We start from the raw sequence: 24,575 nt of genomic DNA on the forward strand, positions 1-24,575 counted from the left end.
AGAGTTAGAATTACTAATTTCCATAAGCCCAAGTGATAGCCGTTCTATCATCTCTCGACCATCCAGGTGTTGAACTGAATCTCCAATTACATGTATATACGCTACTTTTCATGACAGAACCACAATTATTTCTTTGATGATATGAAGGACCATTAGTCCCAGGAATCTGACCTCCATCATTCTGATCAGAATGTAAATAACCAAGATTATGTCCTAGTTCGTGTATCAACAAAGCCATTGTAGATTCATCACCTGGATGAGATTTAGCTGTATTTACTCTCATCCAGGCGCCAACATTTCCTCTACCATCAGGTAACAGCGCTCTCGCCCATGCAACTTCATTAGAATTATACCAAGACCCTACCAAAATATCTGCACTCGACCTGGTATACGTTCTTCTAATATTAATATTAGCACTTGAACGACTCCAATGATAAGCCGCCCAGGAAAGTACGTACTCTAAATCTCTGGGGTAGTTTCTTTCAACATAATAACTAACATTTCTGGAGTTACTATAATATACCCCATTCCCAACATAGTTCCATTGGTTTTTTTCCTGAACACTTCCTTTTTTGGATGGGTTTTTATCCATATTACCTTTTAATGCAAAAGGAATCACGTAGTCATCGTGTATAAAAGCTTCATCTTTAAAATTTGGTATAAGATCTTCCTTAGAATATCCTTTTTCGATTAAATAATCCAAAGTAGCTGTAGCTTCTTTAGATAATGATTGTTCTTCTTGATTCAGATCTTCCTGATCTAAACCATCATTTTGACAACTAGCACATAACAAAATAGTGGTCAAAAAAATACTGAGTTTGAATTTGTGTGTTAACATAATTATATAGTTTAAAATTACTATTAAAAATTATACAATTATTTAATACAAAAATTACATTATATTACCTTAATATAATACTAAACTTGCCAATTAATTATTATTAATGTTAAAATTATAAATAAAAATTACACTCTTAGTTATTATAATTCTTAACACCCAACTTTTCTCTACTCACTAAATGACAAATTAAGGAGTATCTCATACTTTTTATACTCTAGGCAAATCTCCTTCTCCTTTAAGTGGCAGATTAGACGACCCCATCAAATAGGTATCTATGTGATATGCAGCTTCTCTACCTTCTGCAATTGCCCAAACAATTAATGACTGTCCTCTACGGGTGTCACCTGCTGCAAAAACTCCTTTTACATTGGTTGAATAATCTTGTTCACTAGCCTTAATATTTGTTCTTGCATCCATATCAATTCCTAATTGCTCTGCAATAGTTGGTTCTGATCCTGTAAACCCTAATGCCAACAAAGCTAATTCACATTTCCATTCTTTCTCTGTACCCAGAATTTCTTTCAAAGTAAAACGACCGTTTTCTTTTACCCATTCTACTTCGGTAGTAAGTAAACCTTTTAGGTTTCCATTTTGATCCCCCAAAAACTCTTTGGTAGAGATACTCCAATTACGAGTTACTCCCTCCTGATGAGATGAGCTTGTGCGTAAACGCATTGGCCAAAACGGCCAGGGTTGATTTGCTGGACGTTCTATGGTTCCCTTCCCCATGATCTCAAAATTAGTAACAGAAGCTGCACCATGACGCACAGAAGTTCCTATACAATCTGATCCGGTATCTCCTCCTCCTATTACAATCACATCTTTTCCTGTAGCCAGAATTTCTTCTCCTAAATCTTTTATCCCGTCAACTCTTCTGTTATTTTGTGGTAAAAAATCCATGGCTTGCACTACTCCTTTAAGATCAGCTCCTTTAACTGATAAATTACGGCGAACTGTAGCTCCTGTACACAATACTACAGCATCAAAATCAGCTTTTAACTGATCTGCTTTGACCTCTTTTCCTATATGAGCATTCGTTTTAAAAACAATACCTTCTTGTTCTAAAATAGCAACACGACGATCAATTACATTTTTTTCCATTTTAAAGTCAGGAATACCATAACGCAGCAACCCTCCCACTTTTTCATCTCTTTCAAAAACCGTAACCAAATGTCCGGCACGGTTTAATTGTTGAGCAGTTGCTAATCCAGCAGGTCCAGATCCAATTACAGCTACTGTCTTACCTGTTCTTTCGCTTGGAGGATTAGCCTTAATCCAATCGTTTTCAAAAGCTTGTTCTACAATGTTTTTTTCAATATTTTCAATAGTTACAGGATCTTCATTTATACCTAACACACAAGCTTCTTCACATGGTGCCGGACATAATCTCCCTGTGAACTCAGGAAAATTATTGGTTGAATGTAGAATTTCTGCCGCTTTTTTCCACTTACCACGATATACAGCATCATTAAAATCAGGAATCAGGTTACCCAATGGGCATCCACTATGACAAAATGGTATTCCACAATCCATACAGCGTGCTCCTTGATTTTTGAGTTTTCCCTCAGGCATTCCGACGGTAAACTCTTTATATTCTTTGATACGATCTTTTACAGCTTGGTACTGTTCTATCTCTCTTTCAAATTCTAAAAATCCAGTTATCTTTCCCATACTCAATATCGTTTTATGCTTGTGCTAGTTTTTCTTCTTCTAATCGTTTCAATGCCTGTTTATATTCCTCTGGAAAAATCTTAATGAATTTTGATAATTCACTCTCCCAGTTTTCCAGAATTCTTTGTACCAAAGGACTTAAAGTAGCGTTGTAATGATTCTCTATTAACCCTTTAAGTTCATTTACATCATTTTGCTCTATTACAGGATCAAGATTTAAAGCTTCTTTATTGCAATGTGCTTCAAATGTTCTTTTGTCATCATAGATATATGCAATACCTCCAGACATTCCTGCCCCAAAATTTCTTCCTACTTCTCCTAGAATTACTGCAATACCTCCTGTCATATACTCACATCCATGATCACCAATCCCTTCAACAACTGCTTTTGCTCCAGAGTTACGTACACAGAATCGTTCTCCTGCTTTACCATTAATATACACTTCTCCTGCTGTAGCCCCATATAGAGTTACATTACCAGTAATTACATTATTTTCAGGAATAATAGTAGCTTCTTCGGGTACTTTAATAATGAGTTTTGCTCCCGAAAGCCCTTTTCCCAGGTAATCATTGGTATTCCCATTAACCACCATCGTTAATCCTTTGGTTGCAAATGCTCCAAAGCTTTGTCCGGCTGCTCCTGTAAAGTTCAATTTCAAAGTATTATCAGGTAATCCTTGTGCTCCATAAATTTTTGATATTTCATTACTTAGAATTGCTCCAACAGCTCGATCGGTATTACAAATATCAAAATCTAAAGCTGTTTTTTCTTTACGGAAAAGCGCCGGGTGTGCTTGTTCTATGATTTTAAAATCTATAGATTTCTCCAAACCATGATCCTGACTTTCGGTATTATAGATATCCACGCCATAAGGTGCCTCTACTTGATGAAGAATTGGAGTAAGATCTACTCCTGCAGCCTTATAATGGTCAATGGCTTTTTTATGGTTCAATTTACTTACTTGCCCTATCATTTCATTGATAGTACGAAACCCTAGCTGTGCCATAATCTCTCGCAACTCTTGGGCTACGAAATACATATAATTTACTACATGTTCTGGTTTACCTTTAAATTTTTTGCGTAGTTCTGGGTTTTGTGTTGCGATACCAACCGGACAGGTATTCAAGTGACACACACGCATCATTACACATCCTGACGCTACCAGAGGTGCTGTCGCGAAACCAAATTCTTCTGCTCCCAACAGGCATGCTATCGCAACATCCCGACCGGTTTTTAACTGTCCGTCACACTCTAGCACAATACGACTACGTAGGTTATTACCAACCAATGTTTGTTGCGCTTCTGCAATACCTAGTTCCCATGGAAGTCCGGCATGCTTTAAAGATGTTAATGGTGATGCTCCGGTACCTCCATCAAATCCAGAAATTAGTACTACATCTGCCTTTGCTTTGGCTACTCCTGCTGCGACGGTTCCTACACCAACTTCTGACACTAGTTTTACATTTATCCTTGCATTTCTATTTGCAGATTTCAGATCATAAATTAACTGCGATAAATCTTCGATAGAATAAATATCATGATGTGGTGGTGGTGAAATTAACCCTACATAAGGTGTAGAATTACGGGTTTTGGCTATTTCAGGATTTACTTTTGGCCCTGGTAATTGCCCTCCTTCTCCTGGCTTAGCACCCTGAGCCATTTTAATTTGAATCTCAGCAGCATTCGTTAAATAGTTTGATGATACTCCAAATCGACCAGAAGCTACTTGTTTAATTGCACTGTTTTTCCAATCTCCATTTACATCTTTATAAAAACGAAGTGGACTCTCCCCTCCTTCTCCAGAGTTACTTTTTCCTCCGATACGGTTCATTGCAATAGCAAGGTTTTCATGAGCCTCTTTGCTAATAGATCCATATGACATCGCTCCCGTTTTAAAACGTTTTACAATCTCTGTCCAAGGCTCTACCTCATCTATCGAAATCGGATCATAATTAGAAAACTCCAACATTCCCCTTATAGTCATCAATGCCTTTGATTGTTCGTTAATCAATTTTGCATATTCTGCATACGTTTTAGAATCATTATCCCGAACTGATTTTTGTAGTTTAGCAACAGATAAAGGGTTAAACTGATGTTTTTCTCCATTACGTCTCCATCGATACTGCCCTCCTATTTCTAAACTTAAATTACCTGCCACTTCCTGTCTTATATAAGCTCTTTTATGTCGTTTAGAAATTTCTTTTTCGATTTCATACAACCCGATTCCTTCTATACGTGTTGCGGTATTCGGAAAATATTGATCCACTACCTTGGTATTAATACCAATACATTCGAACAACTGAGAACTTCTGTATGAGTTTAAGGTAGAAATACCTATTTTATTCATCACTTTCAATACTCCTTTACCTACCGCTTTATTATAGTTATATATGGCATCTTCAAAAGTAAGTCCAGAAATATTATCTTCTTTTATTTCCTCTCGTATGATCTCATTTACCATGTATGGATTAATCGCACTAGCTCCATATCCAAATAGCAAAGCAAAGTGATGTACTTCTCTTGGTTCTGCAGATTCAATAATAGTACTGACTTTTGATCGTTTTCCTAACTTTTGCAATCCACTATTAACATAAGAGCACGCTAACAAAGCAGGAATTGGGGCTCTGTGTTTGCTTACATTTCTATCAGAAAGTATAATTATATTTGTTCCTTCATCAATAGCTTCTGATACATTTTTGAGCATTATTTCTAATGCATCTTCAAGACCATTTAATCCTTTGTTAATGTTATACAACATTGGTATTGAAGTAGATTTAAATCCTTTACCTGTATAGGTTTTAATTTTATCTAAGTCTTCTTTGGATATTACAGGGTTTTGGATTTTTAGTTTGTTGCAGTGTTTCTCATGAATACTAAATATATTATGATCAGCTCCTAACGTTAGACTGATATCGGTAATCAATTCTTCGCGAATACCATCTAATGGAGGATTAGTAACCTGGGCAAATAATTGTTTAAAATAATTATAGATCAATTGCGGACGCTCAGAAAGTATTGCAATTGGTGTATCAGATCCCATAGAACCAATAGGTTCTTTTCCTAATTGCCCCATAGGAGAAATAATAGTATCGATATCTTCTTGAGTATACCCAAATACTTCTTTTCGTTTGGCAACGGTTTCTTCGCCCAAAAACAAAGGGCAATCATTATACGGTATATCCCTTAAATGCACCAGATTTTTATCCAACCATTCTCGATAAGGATGCTTTGCTGCAATCTCTTCTTTGATCTCTTCATCATTTACAATTCTACCTTCACCCATGTTCACCAAGAACATTTTTCCAGGCTCCAGTCTACCGTGATATTCTATATTATCTGGTTTAAGATCCACCACTCCTGTTTCTGAAGACATGATCACATAACCATCTTTGGTTACGCTATAACGAGAAGGTCTTAATCCATTTCTATCCAACACCGCTCCTATATAATTACCATCTGTAAAAGGAATTGATGCAGGGCCATCCCATGGCTCCATAGAACAAGAATTATATTCATAAAAGGCTTTCTTAACCTCAGACATTTCTGGGTTTTTCTCCCAAGCTTCTGGCACCATCATCATCATTACTTCAGGGAGTGATCTCCCCGTCATTAATAATAACTCTACAACCATATCCATAGAAGCAGAATCTGACTTACCTTTTAACACCACCGGAAGTATCTTTTTAATATCTTCCCCAAACCAATCGCTCTCCAATAGCTCTTCTCTAGAACGCATTCTGGTTATATTTCCTCTTAAGGTATTAATCTCACCATTATGACACATATAACGAAAAGGTTGTGCTAGATCCCAGGTTGGAAATGTATTGGTCGAGAAACGTTGATGTACCAAAGCTAATCGGGTTACTACTTTTGGATTCAATAAATCCTTATAATACAATTTAATATCCTCTGGCATCAATAAGCCTTTAAATATTAATGTTTTTGTCGACAAGCTAGGTAAATAGAAAAACTTGCTTTCTGATAATTTGGATTCATATATGGTATGCTCTGTTATTTTCCTTGCTATAAATAGTTTTAAATTGAAGTCAAAATAATTTTGATCTTCATTTTCTTTACCAATAAATATTTGTTTTATAAATGGTTCTGTCGTTGCTGCAATCTCACCAATATGAATATGGTCAACAGGAACATCTCTCCATCCTAATAAAACAAGCCCTTGATCAATAATATTTTGTTCGAAGGTATCTATACAAAATTGCCTTTGATTTTCTTTCTTAGGTAAGAAAACATTACTTACTGCGTATTCTCCGGCTGCTGGTAATTCAAAATCACAATGTTCAATAAAAAAATCATGCGGAATATCAATCAAGATTCCTGCTCCATCCCCTGTCTTTCCATCGGCACTTACAGCACCTCGATGCTCTAGTTTTTCAAGAATTTCTAATGCTTTATGAATAATATCATTTGATTTTTTCCCTTCCAAGCTACAAATGAATCCTGCACCACATGCGTCATGCTCAAATTCTGGTAGATACATTCCTTGTTTCTTCATCATATTTTCTGATCTAAAAGTGTTTCAAGCAGATGAAATTAACAAATCATTAAGTATCGAGAAAGAAAAAAACAGCTTTCGCAATCACTTTTTTGAGCTACATAAAAAAAGAGCTTCCAGAATAAAATAATCACAAAATAAGAGCTTCTAATTATGAATTTGACAATGCATTTTTTGTAAAAAAACATAAATAAATCAAGAATTAGAACAAAAACACAGTCTACTGATTATCAGATAATTTTAACGAAAACGTTTTCGAGAAGGTTTTGAATACTAACAAGTATCAAATTGTCATTTTTTACAAAAAATAATATTCAACCCTAATTTTTATATGGTTATAAAACAAAAATTGATAAAAATAACTAAACGAACCCTATTTATTTGATAGTTTATTTTAAAAAACTATAGTTTTGAATAGAATTCAATATTAATTTTAACTTTTATTCTTTATGAAGAAAATAGAAGCAATTATCAGGAGATCAAAATACCGAGTTGTAAAAGAGGCCTTACACAATAAAGGTGTTATGTTTTTCTCGTATTGGGATGTAACCGGAGTTGGACATGAACAAAAAGGAAGTGTCTATAGAGGGATTTCTTATAGCACAACAGATATTCAAAGAAGGTATTTATCTATTGTTGTAAATGATGATTTTGAAGAAGTTGCAATCTCTGCAATTCTCGAAGCTGCAAAAACCGGAGAAGTTGGTGACGGAAAAATCTTTGTTTCTGACATCAAAGAAGCCTATAGGATTCGTACTTCTGAAAAAGGTAGTGAAACATTAAACTAACACCTCTCACTGATCATAAAAAAATTAACCAATCAAAAACTAAAAACAATTTTAATAGTAATCAAACCATGGAACTTTTAACCACAAACAATGTATGGATGATGATGTGTACCGCACTCGTATTTTTCATGCACTTAGGGTTTTCTTTTTTAGAAATAGGATTAACTCGTCAAAAAAACACAATTAATATATTATTTAAAAATGTATTTATCATCTGTGTAGGTCTATTATTATACTACATTGGTGGTTTTAATCTCATGTATCCAGGATTCGAGGATGGAGATTTTGGTTTTTTAAAATTTGCAGGATTTGGCATCACTCCTCCCGAGAATGGAATGACTCCTGAATATGCCAGCGGAGGATACACCTGGTGGACAGATTTCTTATTTCAAGGAATGTTTGCTGCCACTGCAGCTACAATAGTTTCTGGTGCTGTAGCAGAACGCATTAAGCAAGGAGCATTTATGATATTCACTATACTGTATGTTGGTGTAGTATACCCTATAGTAGGTTCCTGGCAATGGGGAAATGGATTTTTATCTACTTTAAAAATTGGTGAAGCCAAAGGGTTTTATGACTTTGCAGGTGCTACACTTGTTCACTCTGTTGGTGGATGGGCTGCGATAGTAGCAATTATCCTATTAGGTGCAAGAATTGGTAAATTTAGTTTTGAAGGAAGACCACAAGCTATTCCCGGACACAATATCCCTCTCGCAGCAGCTGGTGTGCTTATTCTTTGGTTAGGATGGTTTGGGTTTAATGGTGGATCTGTGCTCTCTGCTGATCCTGCCAGTACCTCATTAGTATTAGTAACCACTTGTCTCGCAGCTGCTGCAGGCGGAGTTGGGGCATTTGTACTTTCTACCATCTTATACAAAAACTATGATCTTACTATGTTCTTAAATGGTATCCTGGGAGGCTTGGTAGGAATAACAGCCGGAGCTGATTTAATGTCTCCAAACGAAGCTGTATTTATTGGTTTACTCGCTGGTATAATTATCATATTTGGTGTAGCATTGGTAGATAAATTAAAACTAGATGACCCTGTAGGTGCAATAGCGGTTCATCTGATCTGTGGTATCTGGGGAACTTTGGCCGTAGGTCTTTTTGGAGATAAAGCCAGTTTTGATCAGTTTTTAGTTCAAGGTCTCGGCGTACTCATTGTTGGGAGTTTTTGCCTAACAACAGCTTTTGCTATCATATTTACCCTTAAAAAAACTATAGGAATCCGAGTTTCGGAAAAAGAAGAAATTGACGGATTAGATAGTCACGAACATGGTATGGATGCCTATCCAGATTTTAGAATTAACCAACACTAGAAATTTAAATAGTGATAATAATCAAGAAGGGTGGCTTAAAAACCACCCTTCTTTTAGATTATTTTATAATATGCATAGATAGTGGATATGAAGGCTCTTCTCCATTATTTACTTTTACTGCATTAATAATAGGGAATATAAAGCATAGCAATGCAATAAGAGCTAATCCCAGTAGCCCTAGTCCAAATAATAATATCAAAGGAATACAGATAATTGCATAGATGAACATACTTATCTGAAAATTCATAATTGATTTTCCATGCTCATCCATTGCTGAAACTCTTTCTCTCTGAGTTAACCACAATATCAGAGGCACTATAAACCCTCCGAATCCGGTGATAAGATCTAATAATTGTGATAAATGGGTAATAACTAATAACGATCTGTCCTGTCTCATAATTTCTACGTTTTTGATTGATGATTGATTTTATTGCTAAAAATATTAGCAATCACATACTTATCTGACGAAAAAAACAGCAATTTGTTACAGTAACATGTCTCATAATTCAACATTTAACTTAAAAAAAAACACCTCGAAACAAAGTCGAGGTGTTCATAACTATAAATTTAATATCTTTTATATACAATACTAATTCACGATTAGTTTCTTGGTAGCAGATCCATCGCTACCATCGACCTTAATCAGATAAATACCTGTGCCTAAGGACAGATTACGAGCTGATATCGTATTTACTCCTGGTCGAAGTTCTATCTTTCCTTTTTTACTACCTAAGATCGTATAGATTGTCGCATATATATTACCAGTAGCATATTTACTTATATATAATGAAAAACTATCTTTAGTTGGGTTAGGTGTTAATTGTAATCCAGATAATTCATTTTCATTATCCTTACCTAAAACAGGAGTAGCTGACTCTAATTCTGCAATTAAATTTTCTGCTGTTGCAGATTGCCCACAAGATCCTTCATATACTTTTACATTACTAAACACAGAAGTATTACCACTACCAGCATCATTATCATTAATAAATACTAATCTATCCATACTACCTGTATAAAAATTCCCTACCGGAATAGTATACTTTTTAGTTCCAGATCCTGAATAATCATCATAATTACTAACTCCGTAGTTCTGTGTACCATATACCCTAAAATACCTGGAGGAGGTAAGAGAATTATCATTTTCAAAACCAACAGCATGTATTTCTCCTTGAGATGTGCTACTGAATTCGAATTCGATTACTGTATTCGACGTTACAGTATAATTCATAGCAATATATTTCCATGTATTATTCTGTAAGGATAATGCATTTCCTCCATTTTGCACAGAAAAATCACCCGCTCTATCCTGGCTTGAAAATGATGTAATTTGAAAATCATTAAAATCAAGAGTTACACACGTGGGAGGAGGTGGATTTCCATCTAATCCCATGGCATTCCAAAAAGCAGGTATTGTTGCTCTTTCTCCAAAATTAGAACCGCTTGATCCCGAGCATCCACCATACGCATGAACACCCACCGCATTTCCTGTTGCGGTATCAATAATCGGACTTCCTGAGTTTCCACCTGTTGTATCTGTTCTATATCTAACAAATGTATTATCAACAGATGATAATGGTCCTGTATGGGTTTGTTGTGTTTGGTTATCAATACCAGTATCGGTACCAAAACCAGTTATTGTTATATTACTCCCAGGAGCACTTTGCACTACATTAAATGATTTTCCTTGTGCCTGGATAGGGGTTTTACCTGTTTGCGAATTTGCGCTTGCAGTAAACACAGCCCAATCGGTTTCAGGTCTTCCCCTAACATAATCAGTAACAAAATTACCTATAGGATACTGATCTTCTGGTCCTGGATGCACTATACTACGATCTGGATTAGATTTAGGCACATTAAATTCTATAAGTTGCGCTCTGCTTCCTGTACAATGTCCGGCAGTAACCAATTTACCATTAGTAATTATCCAACCTGTACAACCAATAGGAACGATTCGTCCGATTGCGTTATCTGTTGAATCTACCCTATCATCAGACGATCCACATTGGGATTTTGATGTTGGATCATTTTCACCAACTCCTACCTCATTAATAGTAAGAGCTATAGCTTCTTCTCCTGGAGCAACAGTTAACTCTAGAATGATTTTATCACCATTAAAATAAGCTGTAGTGTTCTTCCAATCTTTAATAGTTGTTGAAGTTAATGTTTGTGTAGCACCATCTAATGCAGATGTAATGGTTAATGTGCTTTTGTTTCCTAAGTTTACATCTTTAAGAAACAACCGTAACCAGGTAGCGCCTTTTTCTGATATGGTTTGTGTAATAATTTGTGAACTACTTTTACTTTGATTGCCATCAGGTTTTATTTCCATATTATACTTAGTATAATGACGAGGCAATTCATCTTGAGCAAAATTAATAAATGGTATCAGCATGAAAATGATGCATAGTAACATACATGTTCGATGTACAGAATACCGATAATTAATGTGAAATGAGCTTGTGTTGTTTGAATTCATAGGAGTTAAGATTAAAAATTATTAGATTTAGACATTAAATTTAGTTAGTACAAAAACTCTTGCAGCACAATTACTTGCTACAAAATTGTATTCCACTAACTGGTCATCCAATTTTTTAATCAATCAAAAACCAGTGGTTTTCTCTTACTCTTTTTTCTCCGAAGGAAATAAGTTGGTTAATACTGAAGTATTTCTTCTTCCTGCTACAAGATAGAAAAGAAAATTAACTCCTCAAAAAAGTTTGGCAAGCAAAATTCAAAATAGATGTATTAATCCCTACTTTTGCATTTTTATATCATAAAAACATATGATCGTACAAGACACTATAGTAGCATTAGCAACCCCATCGGGAGCCGGGGCTATTGCGGTCATTCGCGTCTCTGGGAAAGACGCCATTACTATTTGCTCTCCTTTATTTCAATCTGTTAGTGGAAAAGAACTAAGTGCTCAAAAAAGTCATACTATCCATTTGGGACATATTGTTGATGAAAACAGAGTCTTAGATGAAGTTTTGGTATCTATTTTTAAAGGCTCTAATTCATATACTGGTGAGCCCACTATAGAGATTTCTTGTCACGGTTCTGTATATATTCAACAGGAAATTATTCAATTATTACTGCGGAAAGGATGTCGAATGGCTAATGCCGGAGAGTTTACATTACGTGCATTTATTAATGGAAAACTAGACCTTTCTCAAGCAGAAGCCGTGGCCGATCTTATTGCGTCTGATTCTGAAGCTTCTCATCAAATTGCAATGCAACAAATGCGAGGTGGTTTTTCTAATGAGATTCAAAAACTAAGAGATGAACTCCTTAATTTTGCTTCCTTAATAGAACTAGAGCTAGATTTTGCCGAAGAAGATGTAGAATTTGCAGATCGCACTCAGTTTAAGGATCTAATCGCCAGAATTATAAACGTATTAAAGCGCCTTATTGATTCTTTTGCAGTTGGTAATGTTATCAAAAACGGGATTCCGGTAGCTATTGTAGGAGAACCTAATGTTGGGAAGTCTACCTTACTTAACGCCTTGCTAAACGAAGAAAGAGCCATTGTATCAGATATTGCAGGAACCACTCGTGATACTATAGAAGATGAAATTACTATTGGTGGAATCGGTTTTAGATTCATAGACACTGCAGGGATACGAGAAACCAAAGATGTAGTAGAAAGCATAGGTATCCAAAAGACATTTGAAAAAATCGAACAAGCACAAGTAGTTATATATTTGGTCGACAGTTCACAACTAACAGTAGATAGCTTATTACAATTAAAGACTGAAATAGGAAAAATAAAAAATAAGTATCCTCAAAAGCCACTAGTAATTGTTGCTAATAAGGTTGATAAACTTGATGATGATCAAATTTCAAATCTGAAATCTGAAATCGAAAATATCCACCTGCTTTCTGCAAAACAAAATATTGGAGTTGAAGAATTACAAAATAAGCTTCTTGAATTTGTAAATACTGGTGCTTTGCGTAACAATGAAACCATAGTGACTAATTCTCGTCATTATGATGCTCTATTAAAAGCTCTAGAAGAAATCCAAAAAGTACAATACGGCCTTGATTCTGGGCTTTCGGGAGATCTTATGGCTATAGACATTCGACAGGCGTTATATCACTTTGGAGAAATCACTGGAGAAATTACCAGTGATGATTTATTAGGTAATATCTTTGCTAATTTCTGTATCGGGAAATAGATAGTCATTTTATTTGATTTCATTTGGGTGCAAATGACTATAAATCAAATGATTGTTAATAACTATTTAAACTTTACTTTCTTTTGATATTGTAATTTTCATACTTTTATTGCGTCTCATGTGTGTCTCAATATCTACGAGACACAAAAAATGCGTCGCTATGATAAAAGTTCACTTAAGGAAGAAAAAATTAAAAACTGGAAAGCAGAGTCTATATATAGAATATTATAAAGGTATACAAACTCTTGCTAATGGAAAAATTAAACACCTCAGGGATTACGAATACCTACAACTTTATTTAGTAGACAATCCAAAATCTGCTTCTGAAAAGAAAAAGAACCGAGAACAATTTGAACTTGCTGAGCAAATCCTTGCTATACGAAAAGCAGAAGTTTATCAAGGAAAGTATAGAATTCAAAACAATCATATTGGTAAAACAACCCTATTGGGTTTTTACGAAAAGAAGAAAGAAGAGCGTTACCAAACAAAGGGTAATTATGACAATTGGGATGCTGCTCAAAAGCATCTAGAACAATATTCCCCTTCCCATATTACTTTTAATGACATTGATGTAGATTTTATAAAAGGTTTCAAAAAACATCTTGATACGGTTGCTGTAACTAAAAGTAAAAAGAACCTATCTCAAAATACTAAGCATACTTATTTCAATAAATTCAAGGCTTGTTTGAATGCCGCTTTTGATGAAGGGTATTTGAAAGAAAATCTTATTAAAAAAGTTAAGGGGTTTTCAATGGGAGAATCCACTAGGGAATATCTTACTTGTGACGAGCTTCAAAAACTATCACAAACCCCTTGTGCCATTCCATTATTAAAACGAGCTTTTCTTTTTTCAGCCCTTACCGGGATCAGATGGTCTGATGTTAATAAATTAAAATGGTCGGAAGTGCGAGAAGAAGGTAATGATGATGTTGGTAAAGCAATATTTCGAATTGTATTTCAACAGAAGAAAACAGAAGGCGTAGAATATTTGTATATCTCACAACAGGCTAGGGAACTCTTGGGAGAACGAAAGGATACTGAAGAGCGTGTATTTAAAGGGCTTCGTTATAGCGCTTATATGAATCTTCAGTTACTCCGTTGGTGTATGTTTTCTGGCATTACCAAGCACATTACATTTCATTCGGCAAGACACACGAATGCGGTTCTGTTATTGGAAAATGGAGCAGACATTTATACGGTTTCAAAGCGTTTAGGTCATAAAGAAATTCGAACTACAGAGATATATGCAAAAATCATTGATAAGAAGATGAAAGAGGCAGCCAATAGTATTCCTGTCTTAAAAATTTCTAATAATTAGAATTTTTTAAGGCTTAAATGAATTTTCGTTCAATATGCTCCTCATAAAGCAACGGGAGTGAATTGAAAGGAAATTATAAAAAAAATTATATAAAAAATATAGAATACAATAAGAGTATCTCTTTTTGATAAGGCGTGTTCTATTGTTTCGGAAGTTTATAATCTTTGCATATTTCTTTAAATAATTCACTTGGATCCGCTTCAATTGCCAAGGCAATTAAATACAACTCTCTAACACGAAGTTTTGTTCTAGGATTATTAGAAAGATCACTCATTCTTGTTTTGTTTATTCCCGTTTTCCTTGCAACATCAGATCGGTTAATTGATCTTTTTGTAAAGTATATTCCTAACTCAGTCACTTATTAAAAATTTAGACAATAAAGTTACTTATTCAGATCATGTTATCCGAAAAACAGAACTTTTGTTTTGAAATTGATCTAATTATTATTACATTTGATCTGTTTAATGGATCAATAAGTCTTAAAAACAGACTTTTCATTAGTATTCATAATATCATTTTGGTAATTATTAGTATGTCTTTTTAATGAAAATCATTAAAAATCTGTCATCTAAATGGGGTAAAATGGTAGCGACTTAAAATTCTCAATAACCTAATTTATAGAAACCATGAAGCAAGATATCTTTATTCCGACGCAATTTCCTTTACAGGAGGAGCTCTTAGACCTTTTAAAAAAATTACTGACATTGCATTCTGTATATGTGATTGGTTACAATAAAGAAAAGAAGCAGCAGAATGTCTATCTATTACCACAAAGTGTAATCTCTCAAAAGGTGGTAACATATACACTGCTCATCATTACATATAAGCCCATTTCCAAAAGGCTAAGGGACTTTATGGACGATTTATACAATAAGATGCAAAAACGTTGTAAGGTATATGCTATTACATATACTTTATCAAAAGTCAAGAAGCGATTAAATTATGGCGACAATTTTTTGTCTAATAATATTTTCCAAACACCTTGTATCTATAAAGAAGATGATTGCCTGTCTAAATTCAGCAACTACGCTTTGCTTTTCCATCAAAATGTTTATGATCGCATTCAAGAAACTTGGACGAACCGTATGGATCGCGCAGAATATCTACTTGCCATTATAGATAACATTGAACCCAAAGAAGATTCCATCTCCAGATTGTCTATCCTTCACCATGCTTTGGAACAGGTAAGTATGGCACTTTTATTTGTGTTTTGGGAATTTAAACCACAACACTATTCACTATCCTATCTATTGCATTTATGCAGCCAATTTTCACAATTACCACAGACTATTTTCCCCAAGGCGACTTATGGTTTACATCGTATATATTATATGCTCTGTAATGCACACCACATCATCCGATTCAAAGTCCAAAATGAATTTTCAAATGAGGATACAGACAAGGCTTATAACCGCTGTGAATGGTTTTATGACGAAGCCAAGAAATTGGGTGATGCACAATTAGAACACCTCAAGGAACTCCATTGCAATCCATCTAATCAGTACTAATCTTTATAATCGGAATGTCATGAAGCAAGAAGACACAAAACAAGATATCCAAGAACTCATTAAACGACATCTTACACTTTTAGAAACTAATCCTCACAATACAGATAAAAGTATTATTATACTACCTATAGGGAGTTATAAAGAGGTTATAGAACTTATTTTGAATCTTCAAAAAACCTGTATAATGGCATTACAAGCAGACTATATATCCAACACATACATTGGAGACCCCAATGTAAATATACAGGCAGTACTGGAATTCATCACCCAACTCATGCCATATGAAGAAATGATATTTTTGGATGAAGTGAAGGAAATAATGAAAAAAACAGAAAACTAAAAGCAAAAAAGCAGCTATGAAAAAGAATAAAATTAAAGCATTAGAAGCTTTGGCAAAGAGCAAATTAGTGGTGTTACATCACTCTAATGCACGAAAAGGAAAATTCAAACCCTCATTCTTGCAATTTGACGGCTATTTGGATTTGTTTACTACCATTGAATCCTTAATAAACGTGTGCATATTGGCTAGCCAAGGAGACAGCTATTGTCCTCCCCGCGTTAAAGACCATGGATCTGATATTCGCAAAACTTTAGAATTAGCAAATCAGCTTTTACCTTTTGAAGAAGGTGAATTTTTAGATGAAGCACATAAACTTTTTATACAGAAATCTTAAAACTAGCGTTTTTAAATTCCTTTTTGGCCGTCCACCCTCCTTTTTATTGTTAATAACCTACAATATCGCCCAAAAGACCTATTTGACCAAAATTTTAAATAGCGTTATTTGATACCATATAAATACAGATAATATGCAATTTAAAATACTTCATGAAATTTGATTGCATTTAGTTTAATGTGTTGTTTGTCAATTATTTGTGGATAACTATTTTGTATTCTTTCTTCTTTCAATAGCCTCATTTTATACTTTTATTTCCATCATCCCATAAGGGAAAACAAAAGCGCTTTTGTTCATTTTATAAATCTAAAAATAATAAAAATGGACAATCTTTTAATCCTTGAACGATTAGATCGTTTAGAAAAACTACTTATAGGTAGTAAAGAGGTATTAACCTTTGACGAGACCTGTGACTATACAGGCATTTCCAGAAGTTACCTTTATAAACTGACCTCCTCAGGAAGAATTCCACACTCCAAACCCAATGGTAAAATGCTCTTTTTTGAGAAAACGAAACTTGTAGATTGGCTGCTTCAGAATAAGCGTAAATCACAACAAGAAATCGAAGCAGAAGCTTTGACTTATGCCATGCACCATAAAGTACGATAGGGGGAAACTCCTATGCTAAAACAATTCTCATGAAACAGATACCTTATATCCGTGTGGGCACGTCCTATTACAAGCGCGTTAAAGCCCCAACCATTGCTGGACACTTTAATGAAATCTTAGTGCATTGGAATATAGAAACTATTAAGCAAGATCATGGTAAAGACCACTTAAGCAAAATCTCAAAATATGATGGGTTTACCTGTATTCCAAGTCACTTGAACTTTCAACAGGAATATCTAGGGTTTTACAATATCTATTCGCCTTTGGGAAAGTCTCCAAAAGAAGGTGATATTTCAAATTCCCTAAAATTCGTAAAGCACATTTTCGGCGAACACTATGAACTGGGATTGGATTACCTGAAATTACTATATCTAAAACCCATTCAAGTATTGCCTATTTTATGCTTAGTGTCTAAAGAACGCTCCACAGGAAAGAGCACCTTTTTAAAATGGCTCAAAGAAATCTTTGATAACAATCTTACCTATTTAACCAATGATAGTTTTAGCAGTCAGTTTAATGCAGATTGGGCAAACAAGCTTTTAATATGTATTGATGAAGTGTTGTTCAATAAAGAAGAACTCACAGAGCGTATTAAATATCTAAGTACTACCAATATCAATAAGCTAGAGGCTAAAGGAAAAGATAAACGTGAAGTTGAGTTTTTCGGAAAGTTCATCCTATGCAGCAATAATGAAGATAGCTTTATAAAGATTGATGCCAATGAAACCAGGTTCTGGGTTATTAAGGTTCCCACATTAGAAAAAGAGGAGACTCACTTTCTGGAGAATCTGATTAAAGAAATTCCTGCTTTTATGCATTTTTTAGAACACAGAAAGCTAAGTTCAAAACACATCACACGAATGTGGTTTACAGCACAACAAATAAAAACCAAAGCTTTAACAAGGTTGGTGCAGAAAAATCGCAATCGGGTTGAAAAGGAATTGGCAAGTATCCTACTGAGTGTGATTGAAAAATTTGATCTAGAAACTGTAGATCTCTGTCCCATGGATGCCTTGCTGTCGTTAAATAAGACTCGAGTAAAAACAGATTTGACGCAGTTGCGAAAGTTGCTGAAAATGGATTGGAAATTAAGTAACCAGAAGAACTCGAACAAATATCAAAAATTTGTGGTTTGGACGGATGGCGATATGACTTTAGTCGATAGCAAGGGACGTTATTTTACTGTCGAAAAGGATTTCTTGATCAAAAATTTTGATGATATGATGACGGATTCGTAATAACCCAATGATTACAAGAGCTAAGGCTGTCATCAAACTGTCATCATTTTGTCATCAAAAAAAATAATGATGACAGAATAAAGTTATAAAAAAATAAGAATGATGACGTGATGACAAAATGATGATGAGTTAAACCTAGTAAGGTAAAGGCTTTAGAGGATGTTGTCATCAAATCATCAAAAAATAACCTAAAACACATTGGCTAATGAAAAGAAAAATAAATTGTGAAACAGCCCGTAACTTTTCTATCGTGAAGGCGCTAGAAAAATTAGGACACTTTCCCAAAAAGTCAACGGAAAAAGAAGCTTGGTTTCTAAGTCCTTTCAGGTCAGAAACCCAAGCCTCTTTTAAAGTCTCTAAAACCAAGAATCGATGGTACGACCACGGTGAGGGTATTGGAGGGAACGTAATCGATTTAGTGTGCAAGATTTTAAAATGTTCCATAAAAGAAACCTTAGCGTTTTTGAATGATAGTATAGCTACTATTCCTTTTAAGAAGCAACTCGTTTTTAATGAAAAGGAAACAGGAATTAGTATCCTTAAAGTTCAAGATATCATACATCCAGCTTTGATTCAATATGTAGACTCCAGGAATATTACTTTGCCTGTTGTGAAAACCTATTGCAAAGAGGTTTGGTACACCTATAAAGGATCACAATATTTCGCCATTGGATTAAATAATAATCGAGGTGGTTGGGAATTACGGAATAAGATTTTCAAAAATTGTTGCAGCCCTAAATCTTATACATACATCAAAAGGAACTGTAATCAATTAGTCATTCTTGAAGGGATGTTTGATTTGTTGTCACTTGTAATGATGGATGACGTTTTGTTGAGCACTTCAGATATTCTTGTTTTAAACTCCATCAGTTTTATAAATGATATTGAAAAATACATTTCCAAGTACGCCTTAGTTCATTTGTATTTGGATAATGATAGTACTGGTCAAAAGGCAACTCAATATTTAAATGATAAGTACAAAGTAAGTATTGACAAAAGCTCAAGCTATAGGAATTATAAAGATTTAAACGATTTGTTGAGTCATGAAAAAAGAAAAACCACTTAATTTTAGATCAAAAGATAAAAAGGAGCAGTATCTAAAGATTCCTACTGATTTACTAAATCATTCGGATAGTGTGGAATTGGATTTTAACGAAACTTCATCTGAAATGAAAATGGTCTTGAGTAGGAATTCAAGATGTGTGTCTGTGGACACATTCTTGTTTACTCCCCTTGGTCGCAAAGAAAAAAGAGTGTTTAAGGGGAAGGATGATCTCGTTAAGTTTCGATGTTCTGTTTATGAAAAGAAGCTTCTAAAAGTTAAAGCATTAAGAAGTGGATTAACCTTAAGTGAATATATACGGCGTAGTCTATTTGAAAAAGAAATTACAGAGCGCTTTACCGATGAACATATAGAACTTTATAAAATGCTGATTAAATATCACAATAATTTTAAATCCATTGGTAACATGTACAGAAAGCGAAATCCTAAATTGACTGAAACGATATATGATCTAGCCAATGACATTAAATCTCATCTTAAAAAATTTCAGTGATGATAGGGAAAGGAAAAAGTATATCACATACCAGAGCTTCCATGTCCTACGGATGGAATCAGGAAAAAGATGCAGAAATTGTATTAAAAGAATTCTTGCATGGCGATTCGCCAGCTGAAATAACCAAAGAATTTGAAATGCTCCAGGATCAAAATTACCACTGTAAAAAGAATACCCTCTCATTTGTTATAAGTCCAACGATTGAAGATGGTAAAAGTCTAAATAAAAAAGAATTAGAAGCTATAACAAGACTATTTATAAAAGAGATGCAATTAAAGGAACGACAAGCCATAGCTTTTGTGCACCAAGACAAAGAACACAAACACATCCATTTGTATGTCAATCGGATCGACTTTAAAGGCGTTGCTTATAACGATAGTTTTATTGGGAAACGGAGTCAGCTTGCAGCAGAAAAAATCGCTGAAAGCATGGGACTCACAACCGTTAAACAAGTACAATTTGAAAAGGAATTTAACCTAAGGGAAATACGCTCAGAAATCAAACGACGTCATGATCTGACCATGAAACAATTTCAGCCCAAATCCTTTGATGATTATGTAAAGACGATGCAAGTAAATGGCGTTAAGGTGATACCAACTATAAACAATCAAAATAAATTACAAGGCTTTCGGTTTGAATTTGATGGTCACAACCTTAAAGGCAGTGAGGTGCACCGCAATATGTCACTCGGGAATATTGGCAAACAAATGTCTGGAATGAATGAAGCAAGCATATTGAAAGGAAATAAAGTAAGTATTAATCTAGCTGGGAAATTAGTCGACTTGACGCCAAACTTAGCCTTAAAAATAACCAAGTTCATTATTAAAAAAGCAATCGATAAAGGAATCGGTTATTAAATTAAATAGAAAAATCATGACAAAATTAGAAGAATTAACAGCCTTACTAGTAAATGAAATTGATGACTTTAAAAATGGTGTTGAGAAACTAGAGAAAATCAATGACCAATTAAATGAAACCAAAGTCAAGATGGATTTATCAGAATATAAAACTATGTTTTTTTCACACCAAAAAGAAATGGTATCTCACTTAAAAGCTATTGAACGTTTTGAAAATCGATTTAATAATAAAATTAGCCAAGCTAAAATTTATCCTAATTGGGCGGTGGTGGTTTTTATAGCTGCATTATTATTTGGGGTGATTTCTGTTTTGTATGTTTTTATAAACTAGCATATTATTTCGAAAGAAATTTTAGTAATCAAAACCGTTACGTTTATAAAAACTCATAAGGGCTGGGAACTTTACGATTAAAATAGGTCTTAAAAAAAAGAATACCCAAATAAATTTTATCAAAAGACACCTTAGGTGTTAAATTTAAAAATACTAACTTTTATACTAAATAACGCTTTCCTTTTTCTGCTAGGACTTATTTTTAAAACCTTCCATTATTTCAATTAAAAAAATAGTTTTAATACTAGTTATTAGTGAACTCTTAGAGCTTAAAAATCTTTAAGCTTGAGGTGATTTATTTAATTTGATAATTGAGGAAAAAAATTTGATAAGTTTTTCTCGTAAAAGTAATTTTATGTGAGAAAGGATTTATATTTTAGAGTTCTCCTAAGAATTAATTAGCAATTTTATTGAATTAACCAAACCCAAGAGGATTCATTGTATTTGAATCTGTTAATATATGAACGCATCCCAAATAGAAAAAAACGTAACAGAATTAGTTGAGAATTTCAATAAAGAAGAATTTGTATTCGACTTACTGAAAGCCTACGGTATCTCTAAAACATCTATAACACGTTTAAAGAAAGGGGATTTTAATTTATCTAAAGTTGAAGGAGAAGTACTTTATAAAAGTAAAATGCTTTTTAAAGAAGTAGCATCTGGTACACTTTTAAATACTATTGATGAATTAACAAAAGATACAGATTCATTAAAACACAATCCACGCTTTGTAATTGTAACAGATTATATAACCTTATTAGCAAAAGATATAAGAACAGGCTTAGCGTTAGATACGCCTATTCTCGAAATACATAAACATTTTGGTTTCTTTTTACCTTGGGCAGGACAAGAAAAATACGCTCAAAAAAACGAGAATTATGCAGATAGAAAAGCGTCATACAAAATGGCGAAGCTTTATGATATTTTAGTTACAGAAAATCCAAAGATCTATGATGATGGTGGGCATAACTTAAATATTTTTCTGTCTCGTTTACTATTTTGTTTTTTTGCAGAAGATACCGACATATTTCCTGTTGAGGGTATGTTTACAGATACATTAGAGCAACATACTCAAAAGGATGGAAGGGATACACATGCATTTTTAGATAGACTTTTCAAAGTTCTAAATACAGAAGACAATAGTAATGAAGCATCACATTTTAAGGAGTTTCCATATGTAAACGGTGGTTTATTTAGAGATACTATTGTATCACCAAAGTTTACTAAAGAAGCACGTAAAATAATTATCGAGTGTGGTGATTTAGATTGGAGCGAAATCAATCCAGATATTTTTGGTTCTATGATACAGGCGGTAGTAAATCCTGCATATCGTAGTGGTTTAGGTATGCATTATACGTCTGTGCCTAATATTATGAAGGTTATTGAACCTTTATTTTTAAACGAATTAAATGAGGGATTTGAGAAGAATCTAAATGATGTTGGTAAACTTAAAAAGCTTATTAATCGTATAGCAAAAATTAAAATTTTTGATCCTGCTTGTGGTAGCGGTAATTTTTTAATTATTGCTTATAAACAATTGCGACGTTTAGAAATAAAGATTTTATCAAGAATCTATGAAATTAACCATCAACTTAATTTAGGTTTTCCAGATGTGTACACCAAAATTAAATTATCTCAATTTTATGGTATAGAGTTAGATGATTTTGCACACGAAATGGCAATCTTATCTTTATGGTTGGCAGAACATCAAATGAATAAAGAGTTTATTAGTGAGCTTCACGATTACGGTAAAGCTGAAGATATTTTACCTTTAAAAGAAGCTGGTAATATTACACAAGGCAACGCGACGCGCTTAAATTGGGAAGATACTTGTCCTAAAAATGAAAACGATGAAATCTATATTTTAGGAAATCCACCCTATTTGGGCTCATTCCTTCAAACTAAAGAACAAAAATCAGATTTAGCACTTGTTTGTAGTGGTTTTAAATCGTATAAAGATTTAGACTATATCTCCTGTTGGTTTATTAAATCGGCTCGTTTTGTTCAAAAAGATAATGTGAAGTGTGCGTATGTAACAACCAATTCAATTTGTCAAGGAGAACAAGTTTCATTATTGTGGCCATTTATATTATCAAAAAATCTTGAAATATTTTTTGCTTATAATTCATTTAAATGGACGAATAATGCAAAAGGCAATGCGGGAGTTTATTGCACAATAATTGGTATTCAGAAGAAGTCTAATACAAAAAAGAAAATATTCAATCAGACTTCCTTTGAAGTAGTAGATAATATTAACCCCTATTTAACGTCAGGTAGCAGTGTAGTTCTTAAAAAAAGGACTAAGCCTCTTTCAGTAATACCTCCTATGAATTATGGTAGTAAAATTGTAGATAGCGGTCATTTAATATTTTCAACTGAAGAGAAGAATAAACTTATAACAATCCATCCAAAAGTTGAAGTGCTTTTTAAAAGATTACTTGGGTCAGCAGAATTCATCCGAGGGAAACAAAGGTGGTGTCTATATATAAAAGATGACCAATTAGAATTTGCTCAATCTATTCCACAAATAGCAGAAAGGTTTGAAAAGGTAAAAGAATTTAGAAATAAGAGTACTGAACCTAGCACTAGGGAGATGTCCAAACAACCGCATAAGTTCTATTACTCAGTACATAATAATTCAAATTCCATTATTATCCCAAGAACTTCTTCTCAAAGGCGTGAATATATTCCTATGGGATTTTTGGATGGAGATACTATTGTTTCCGATGCTGCAAGTGTAATCTTTAATGCTACTATTTGGAATTTCGGGATTATCACTTCTAAAATGCATATGAGGTGGGTTCAGGCCGTTGGAGGGAGATTAAAAACAGATTATAGATATTCATCTCAATTATGTTATAATACATTTCCATTTCCAGAAATTTCTCAAAAACAAAAAGAACAAATTAACTTGCATGTTTTTGAAATACTAGAAGAAAGAGAAAAACACTCAGGTAAAACTATGGCACAACTTTACGACCCCGACAAAATGCCTAAAGGTTTAAAAGAAGCGCATCATCAATTAGATTTAGCTATTGAACGTTGTTATCGTTTAAAACCATTTGAGAGTGATACAGAGCGTTTAGAATATCTTTTTAAGGAGTATGAAAAGATGATAAATAAAAATACCTTGTTAGAAAAACCAAAAAGAACACGTAAAAAGAAAGCCTAATA

20 protein-coding genes are annotated in these 24,575 nt (G+C 33.9%); 14 read left to right on the forward strand and 6 right to left on the reverse strand.

What is annotated here, in order from left to right; translation table 11 throughout:
* Positions 1 to 13: 13 nt before the first annotated feature.
* From ATE84_RS19190 to gltB, 3 genes are all read right to left on the reverse strand, one after another.
* Positions 14 to 838, reverse strand: a complete 825-nt coding sequence (locus ATE84_RS19190; protein WP_101449497.1) for a hypothetical protein — start codon at positions 836 to 838, stop codon at positions 14 to 16.
* Between the two features lie 210 nt (positions 839 to 1,048).
* Entirely contained in the window at positions 1,049 to 2,512 is a 1,464-nt protein-coding gene (locus tag ATE84_RS19195; RefSeq protein WP_101449498.1) for a glutamate synthase subunit beta, read from the reverse strand.
* 13 nt (positions 2,513 to 2,525) lie between these two features.
* Positions 2,526 to 7,028 (reverse strand): glutamate synthase large subunit, encoded by a 4,503-nt coding sequence (gene gltB, locus ATE84_RS19200; RefSeq protein ID WP_233195848.1) that lies wholly within the window; start codon positions 7,026 to 7,028, stop codon positions 2,526 to 2,528.
* A 446-nt stretch (positions 7,029 to 7,474) separates the two neighbouring features.
* Here gltB and ATE84_RS19205 point away from each other — a divergent pair, with 446 nt between their 5' ends.
* Together ATE84_RS19205 and ATE84_RS19210 are read left to right on the forward strand one after the other, a co-directional pair.
* Entirely contained in the window at positions 7,475 to 7,813 is a 339-nt protein-coding gene (locus ATE84_RS19205; protein WP_101449500.1) for a P-II family nitrogen regulator, read from the forward strand.
* Between the two features lie 68 nt (positions 7,814 to 7,881).
* A complete protein-coding gene (locus tag ATE84_RS19210; RefSeq protein WP_101449501.1) occupies positions 7,882 to 9,132 on the forward strand; it encodes an ammonium transporter in 1,251 nt (416 codons plus the stop codon).
* A gap of 58 nt (positions 9,133 to 9,190) precedes the next feature.
* On the opposite strand, the gene ATE84_RS19215 is transcribed toward ATE84_RS19210, so the two are convergent.
* Together ATE84_RS19215 and ATE84_RS19220 are read right to left on the reverse strand one after the other, a co-directional pair.
* Positions 9,191 to 9,529 carry a DUF4870 domain-containing protein gene (locus ATE84_RS19215; RefSeq protein ID WP_101449502.1) on the reverse strand — a complete coding sequence of 113 codons (339 nt, stop codon included), beginning with the start codon at positions 9,527 to 9,529 and terminating at the stop codon, positions 9,191 to 9,193.
* Positions 9,530 to 9,721: 192 nt separating this feature from the next.
* Positions 9,722 to 11,527 carry a trypsin-like peptidase domain-containing protein gene (locus tag ATE84_RS19220; RefSeq protein WP_158237302.1) on the reverse strand — a complete coding sequence of 602 codons (1,806 nt, stop codon included), beginning with the start codon at positions 11,525 to 11,527 and terminating at the stop codon, positions 9,722 to 9,724.
* A 391-nt stretch (positions 11,528 to 11,918) separates the two neighbouring features.
* Between ATE84_RS19220 and mnmE the strand changes: the two genes are divergently transcribed.
* Positions 11,919 to 13,310 carry a tRNA uridine-5-carboxymethylaminomethyl(34) synthesis GTPase MnmE gene (mnmE, locus tag ATE84_RS19225; RefSeq protein ID WP_101449504.1) on the forward strand — a complete coding sequence of 464 codons (1,392 nt, stop codon included), beginning with the start codon at positions 11,919 to 11,921 and terminating at the stop codon, positions 13,308 to 13,310.
* A gap of 163 nt (positions 13,311 to 13,473) precedes the next feature.
* Entirely contained in the window at positions 13,474 to 14,628 is a 1,155-nt protein-coding gene (locus tag ATE84_RS19230) for a site-specific integrase (RefSeq protein ID WP_101451103.1), read from the forward strand.
* A 139-nt stretch (positions 14,629 to 14,767) separates the two neighbouring features.
* Here ATE84_RS19230 and ATE84_RS19235 read toward each other — a convergent pair whose 3' ends face one another.
* Positions 14,768 to 14,986 carry a helix-turn-helix transcriptional regulator gene (locus tag ATE84_RS19235; RefSeq protein ID WP_101449505.1) on the reverse strand — a complete coding sequence of 73 codons (219 nt, stop codon included), beginning with the start codon at positions 14,984 to 14,986 and terminating at the stop codon, positions 14,768 to 14,770.
* A 268-nt stretch (positions 14,987 to 15,254) separates the two neighbouring features.
* On the opposite strand from ATE84_RS19235, the gene ATE84_RS19240 reads away from it, so the two are divergent.
* The 10 genes from ATE84_RS19240 (at position 15,255) to ATE84_RS19285 (ending at position 24,573) form a co-directional block, all read left to right on the forward strand.
* Positions 15,255 to 16,136: a hypothetical protein gene (locus tag ATE84_RS19240; RefSeq protein ID WP_101449506.1), complete on the forward strand. Its 882-nt coding sequence runs from the start codon at positions 15,255 to 15,257 to the stop codon at positions 16,134 to 16,136.
* Positions 16,137 to 16,155: 19 nt separating this feature from the next.
* Positions 16,156 to 16,476, forward strand: a complete 321-nt coding sequence (locus ATE84_RS19245; protein ID WP_101449507.1) for a hypothetical protein — start codon at positions 16,156 to 16,158, stop codon at positions 16,474 to 16,476.
* 16 nt (positions 16,477 to 16,492) lie between these two features.
* A complete protein-coding gene (locus ATE84_RS19250; RefSeq protein ID WP_101449508.1) occupies positions 16,493 to 16,810 on the forward strand; it encodes a hypothetical protein in 318 nt (105 codons plus the stop codon).
* A gap of 321 nt (positions 16,811 to 17,131) precedes the next feature.
* A complete protein-coding gene (locus ATE84_RS19255) occupies positions 17,132 to 17,419 on the forward strand; it encodes a helix-turn-helix domain-containing protein (RefSeq protein ID WP_101449509.1) in 288 nt (95 codons plus the stop codon).
* A gap of 29 nt (positions 17,420 to 17,448) precedes the next feature.
* Positions 17,449 to 18,657 carry a primase-helicase family protein gene (locus ATE84_RS19260; protein ID WP_101449510.1) on the forward strand — a complete coding sequence of 403 codons (1,209 nt, stop codon included), beginning with the start codon at positions 17,449 to 17,451 and terminating at the stop codon, positions 18,655 to 18,657.
* 205 nt (positions 18,658 to 18,862) lie between these two features.
* On the forward strand, positions 18,863 to 19,723 hold the full coding sequence (locus tag ATE84_RS19265; RefSeq protein ID WP_101449511.1) for a toprim domain-containing protein: 861 nt from the start codon (positions 18,863 to 18,865) through the stop codon (positions 19,721 to 19,723).
* Positions 19,701 to 20,213 (forward strand): mobilization protein MbpA, encoded by a 513-nt coding sequence (gene mbpA / locus ATE84_RS26640; protein ID WP_233195849.1) that lies wholly within the window; start codon positions 19,701 to 19,703, stop codon positions 20,211 to 20,213. The genes ATE84_RS19265 and mbpA overlap by 23 nt, the downstream gene beginning before the upstream one ends.
* On the forward strand, positions 20,213 to 21,070 hold the full coding sequence (locus ATE84_RS19275) for a relaxase/mobilization nuclease domain-containing protein (protein ID WP_101449512.1): 858 nt from the start codon (positions 20,213 to 20,215) through the stop codon (positions 21,068 to 21,070). Before mbpA ends, ATE84_RS19275 begins: the two co-directional genes overlap by 1 nt.
* A 16-nt stretch (positions 21,071 to 21,086) precedes the next feature.
* Positions 21,087 to 21,401: a DUF6730 family protein gene (locus ATE84_RS19280; RefSeq protein WP_101449513.1), complete on the forward strand. Its 315-nt coding sequence runs from the start codon at positions 21,087 to 21,089 to the stop codon at positions 21,399 to 21,401.
* Positions 21,402 to 21,861: 460 nt separating this feature from the next.
* Positions 21,862 to 24,573 (forward strand): DNA methyltransferase, encoded by a 2,712-nt coding sequence (locus ATE84_RS19285; protein ID WP_101449514.1) that lies wholly within the window; start codon positions 21,862 to 21,864, stop codon positions 24,571 to 24,573.
* Positions 24,574 to 24,575 lie beyond the last annotated feature (2 nt).

This window comes from Aquimarina sp. MAR_2010_214 (assembly GCF_002846555.1).
Taxonomy (GTDB): Bacteria; Bacteroidota; Bacteroidia; order Flavobacteriales; family Flavobacteriaceae; genus Aquimarina.

Excerpts from the sequence above, each read along its gene's own strand:
- ATE84_RS19190 (WP_101449497.1), bottom strand. The coding sequence starts at position 838 with ATGTTAACACACAAATTCAAACTCAGTATTTTTTTGACCACTATTTTG.
- ATE84_RS19195 (WP_101449498.1), bottom strand. The coding sequence starts at position 2,512 with ATGGGAAAGATAACTGGATTTTTAGAATTTGAAAGAGAGATAGAACAG.
- gltB (WP_233195848.1), bottom strand. The coding sequence starts at position 7,028 with ATGATGAAGAAACAAGGAATGTATCTACCAGAATTTGAGCATGACGCA.
- ATE84_RS19205 (WP_101449500.1), top strand. The coding sequence starts at position 7,475 with ATGAAGAAAATAGAAGCAATTATCAGGAGATCAAAATACCGAGTTGTA.
- ATE84_RS19210 (WP_101449501.1), top strand. The coding sequence starts at position 7,882 with ATGGAACTTTTAACCACAAACAATGTATGGATGATGATGTGTACCGCA.
- ATE84_RS19215 (WP_101449502.1), bottom strand. The coding sequence starts at position 9,529 with ATGAGACAGGACAGATCGTTATTAGTTATTACCCATTTATCACAATTA.
- ATE84_RS19220 (WP_158237302.1), bottom strand. The coding sequence starts at position 11,527 with ATGCTGATACCATTTATTAATTTTGCTCAAGATGAATTGCCTCGTCAT.
- mnmE (WP_101449504.1), top strand. The coding sequence starts at position 11,919 with ATGATCGTACAAGACACTATAGTAGCATTAGCAACCCCATCGGGAGCC.
- ATE84_RS19240 (WP_101449506.1), top strand. The coding sequence starts at position 15,255 with ATGAAGCAAGATATCTTTATTCCGACGCAATTTCCTTTACAGGAGGAG.
- ATE84_RS19245 (WP_101449507.1), top strand. The coding sequence starts at position 16,156 with ATGAAGCAAGAAGACACAAAACAAGATATCCAAGAACTCATTAAACGA.
- ATE84_RS19250 (WP_101449508.1), top strand. The coding sequence starts at position 16,493 with ATGAAAAAGAATAAAATTAAAGCATTAGAAGCTTTGGCAAAGAGCAAA.
- ATE84_RS19255 (WP_101449509.1), top strand. The coding sequence starts at position 17,132 with ATGGACAATCTTTTAATCCTTGAACGATTAGATCGTTTAGAAAAACTA.
- ATE84_RS19260 (WP_101449510.1), top strand. The coding sequence starts at position 17,449 with ATGAAACAGATACCTTATATCCGTGTGGGCACGTCCTATTACAAGCGC.
- ATE84_RS19265 (WP_101449511.1), top strand. The coding sequence starts at position 18,863 with ATGAAAAGAAAAATAAATTGTGAAACAGCCCGTAACTTTTCTATCGTG.
- mbpA (WP_233195849.1), top strand. The coding sequence starts at position 19,701 with ATGAAAAAAGAAAAACCACTTAATTTTAGATCAAAAGATAAAAAGGAG.
- ATE84_RS19275 (WP_101449512.1), top strand. The coding sequence starts at position 20,213 with ATGATAGGGAAAGGAAAAAGTATATCACATACCAGAGCTTCCATGTCC.
- ATE84_RS19280 (WP_101449513.1), top strand. The coding sequence starts at position 21,087 with ATGACAAAATTAGAAGAATTAACAGCCTTACTAGTAAATGAAATTGAT.
- ATE84_RS19285 (WP_101449514.1), top strand. The coding sequence starts at position 21,862 with ATGAACGCATCCCAAATAGAAAAAAACGTAACAGAATTAGTTGAGAAT.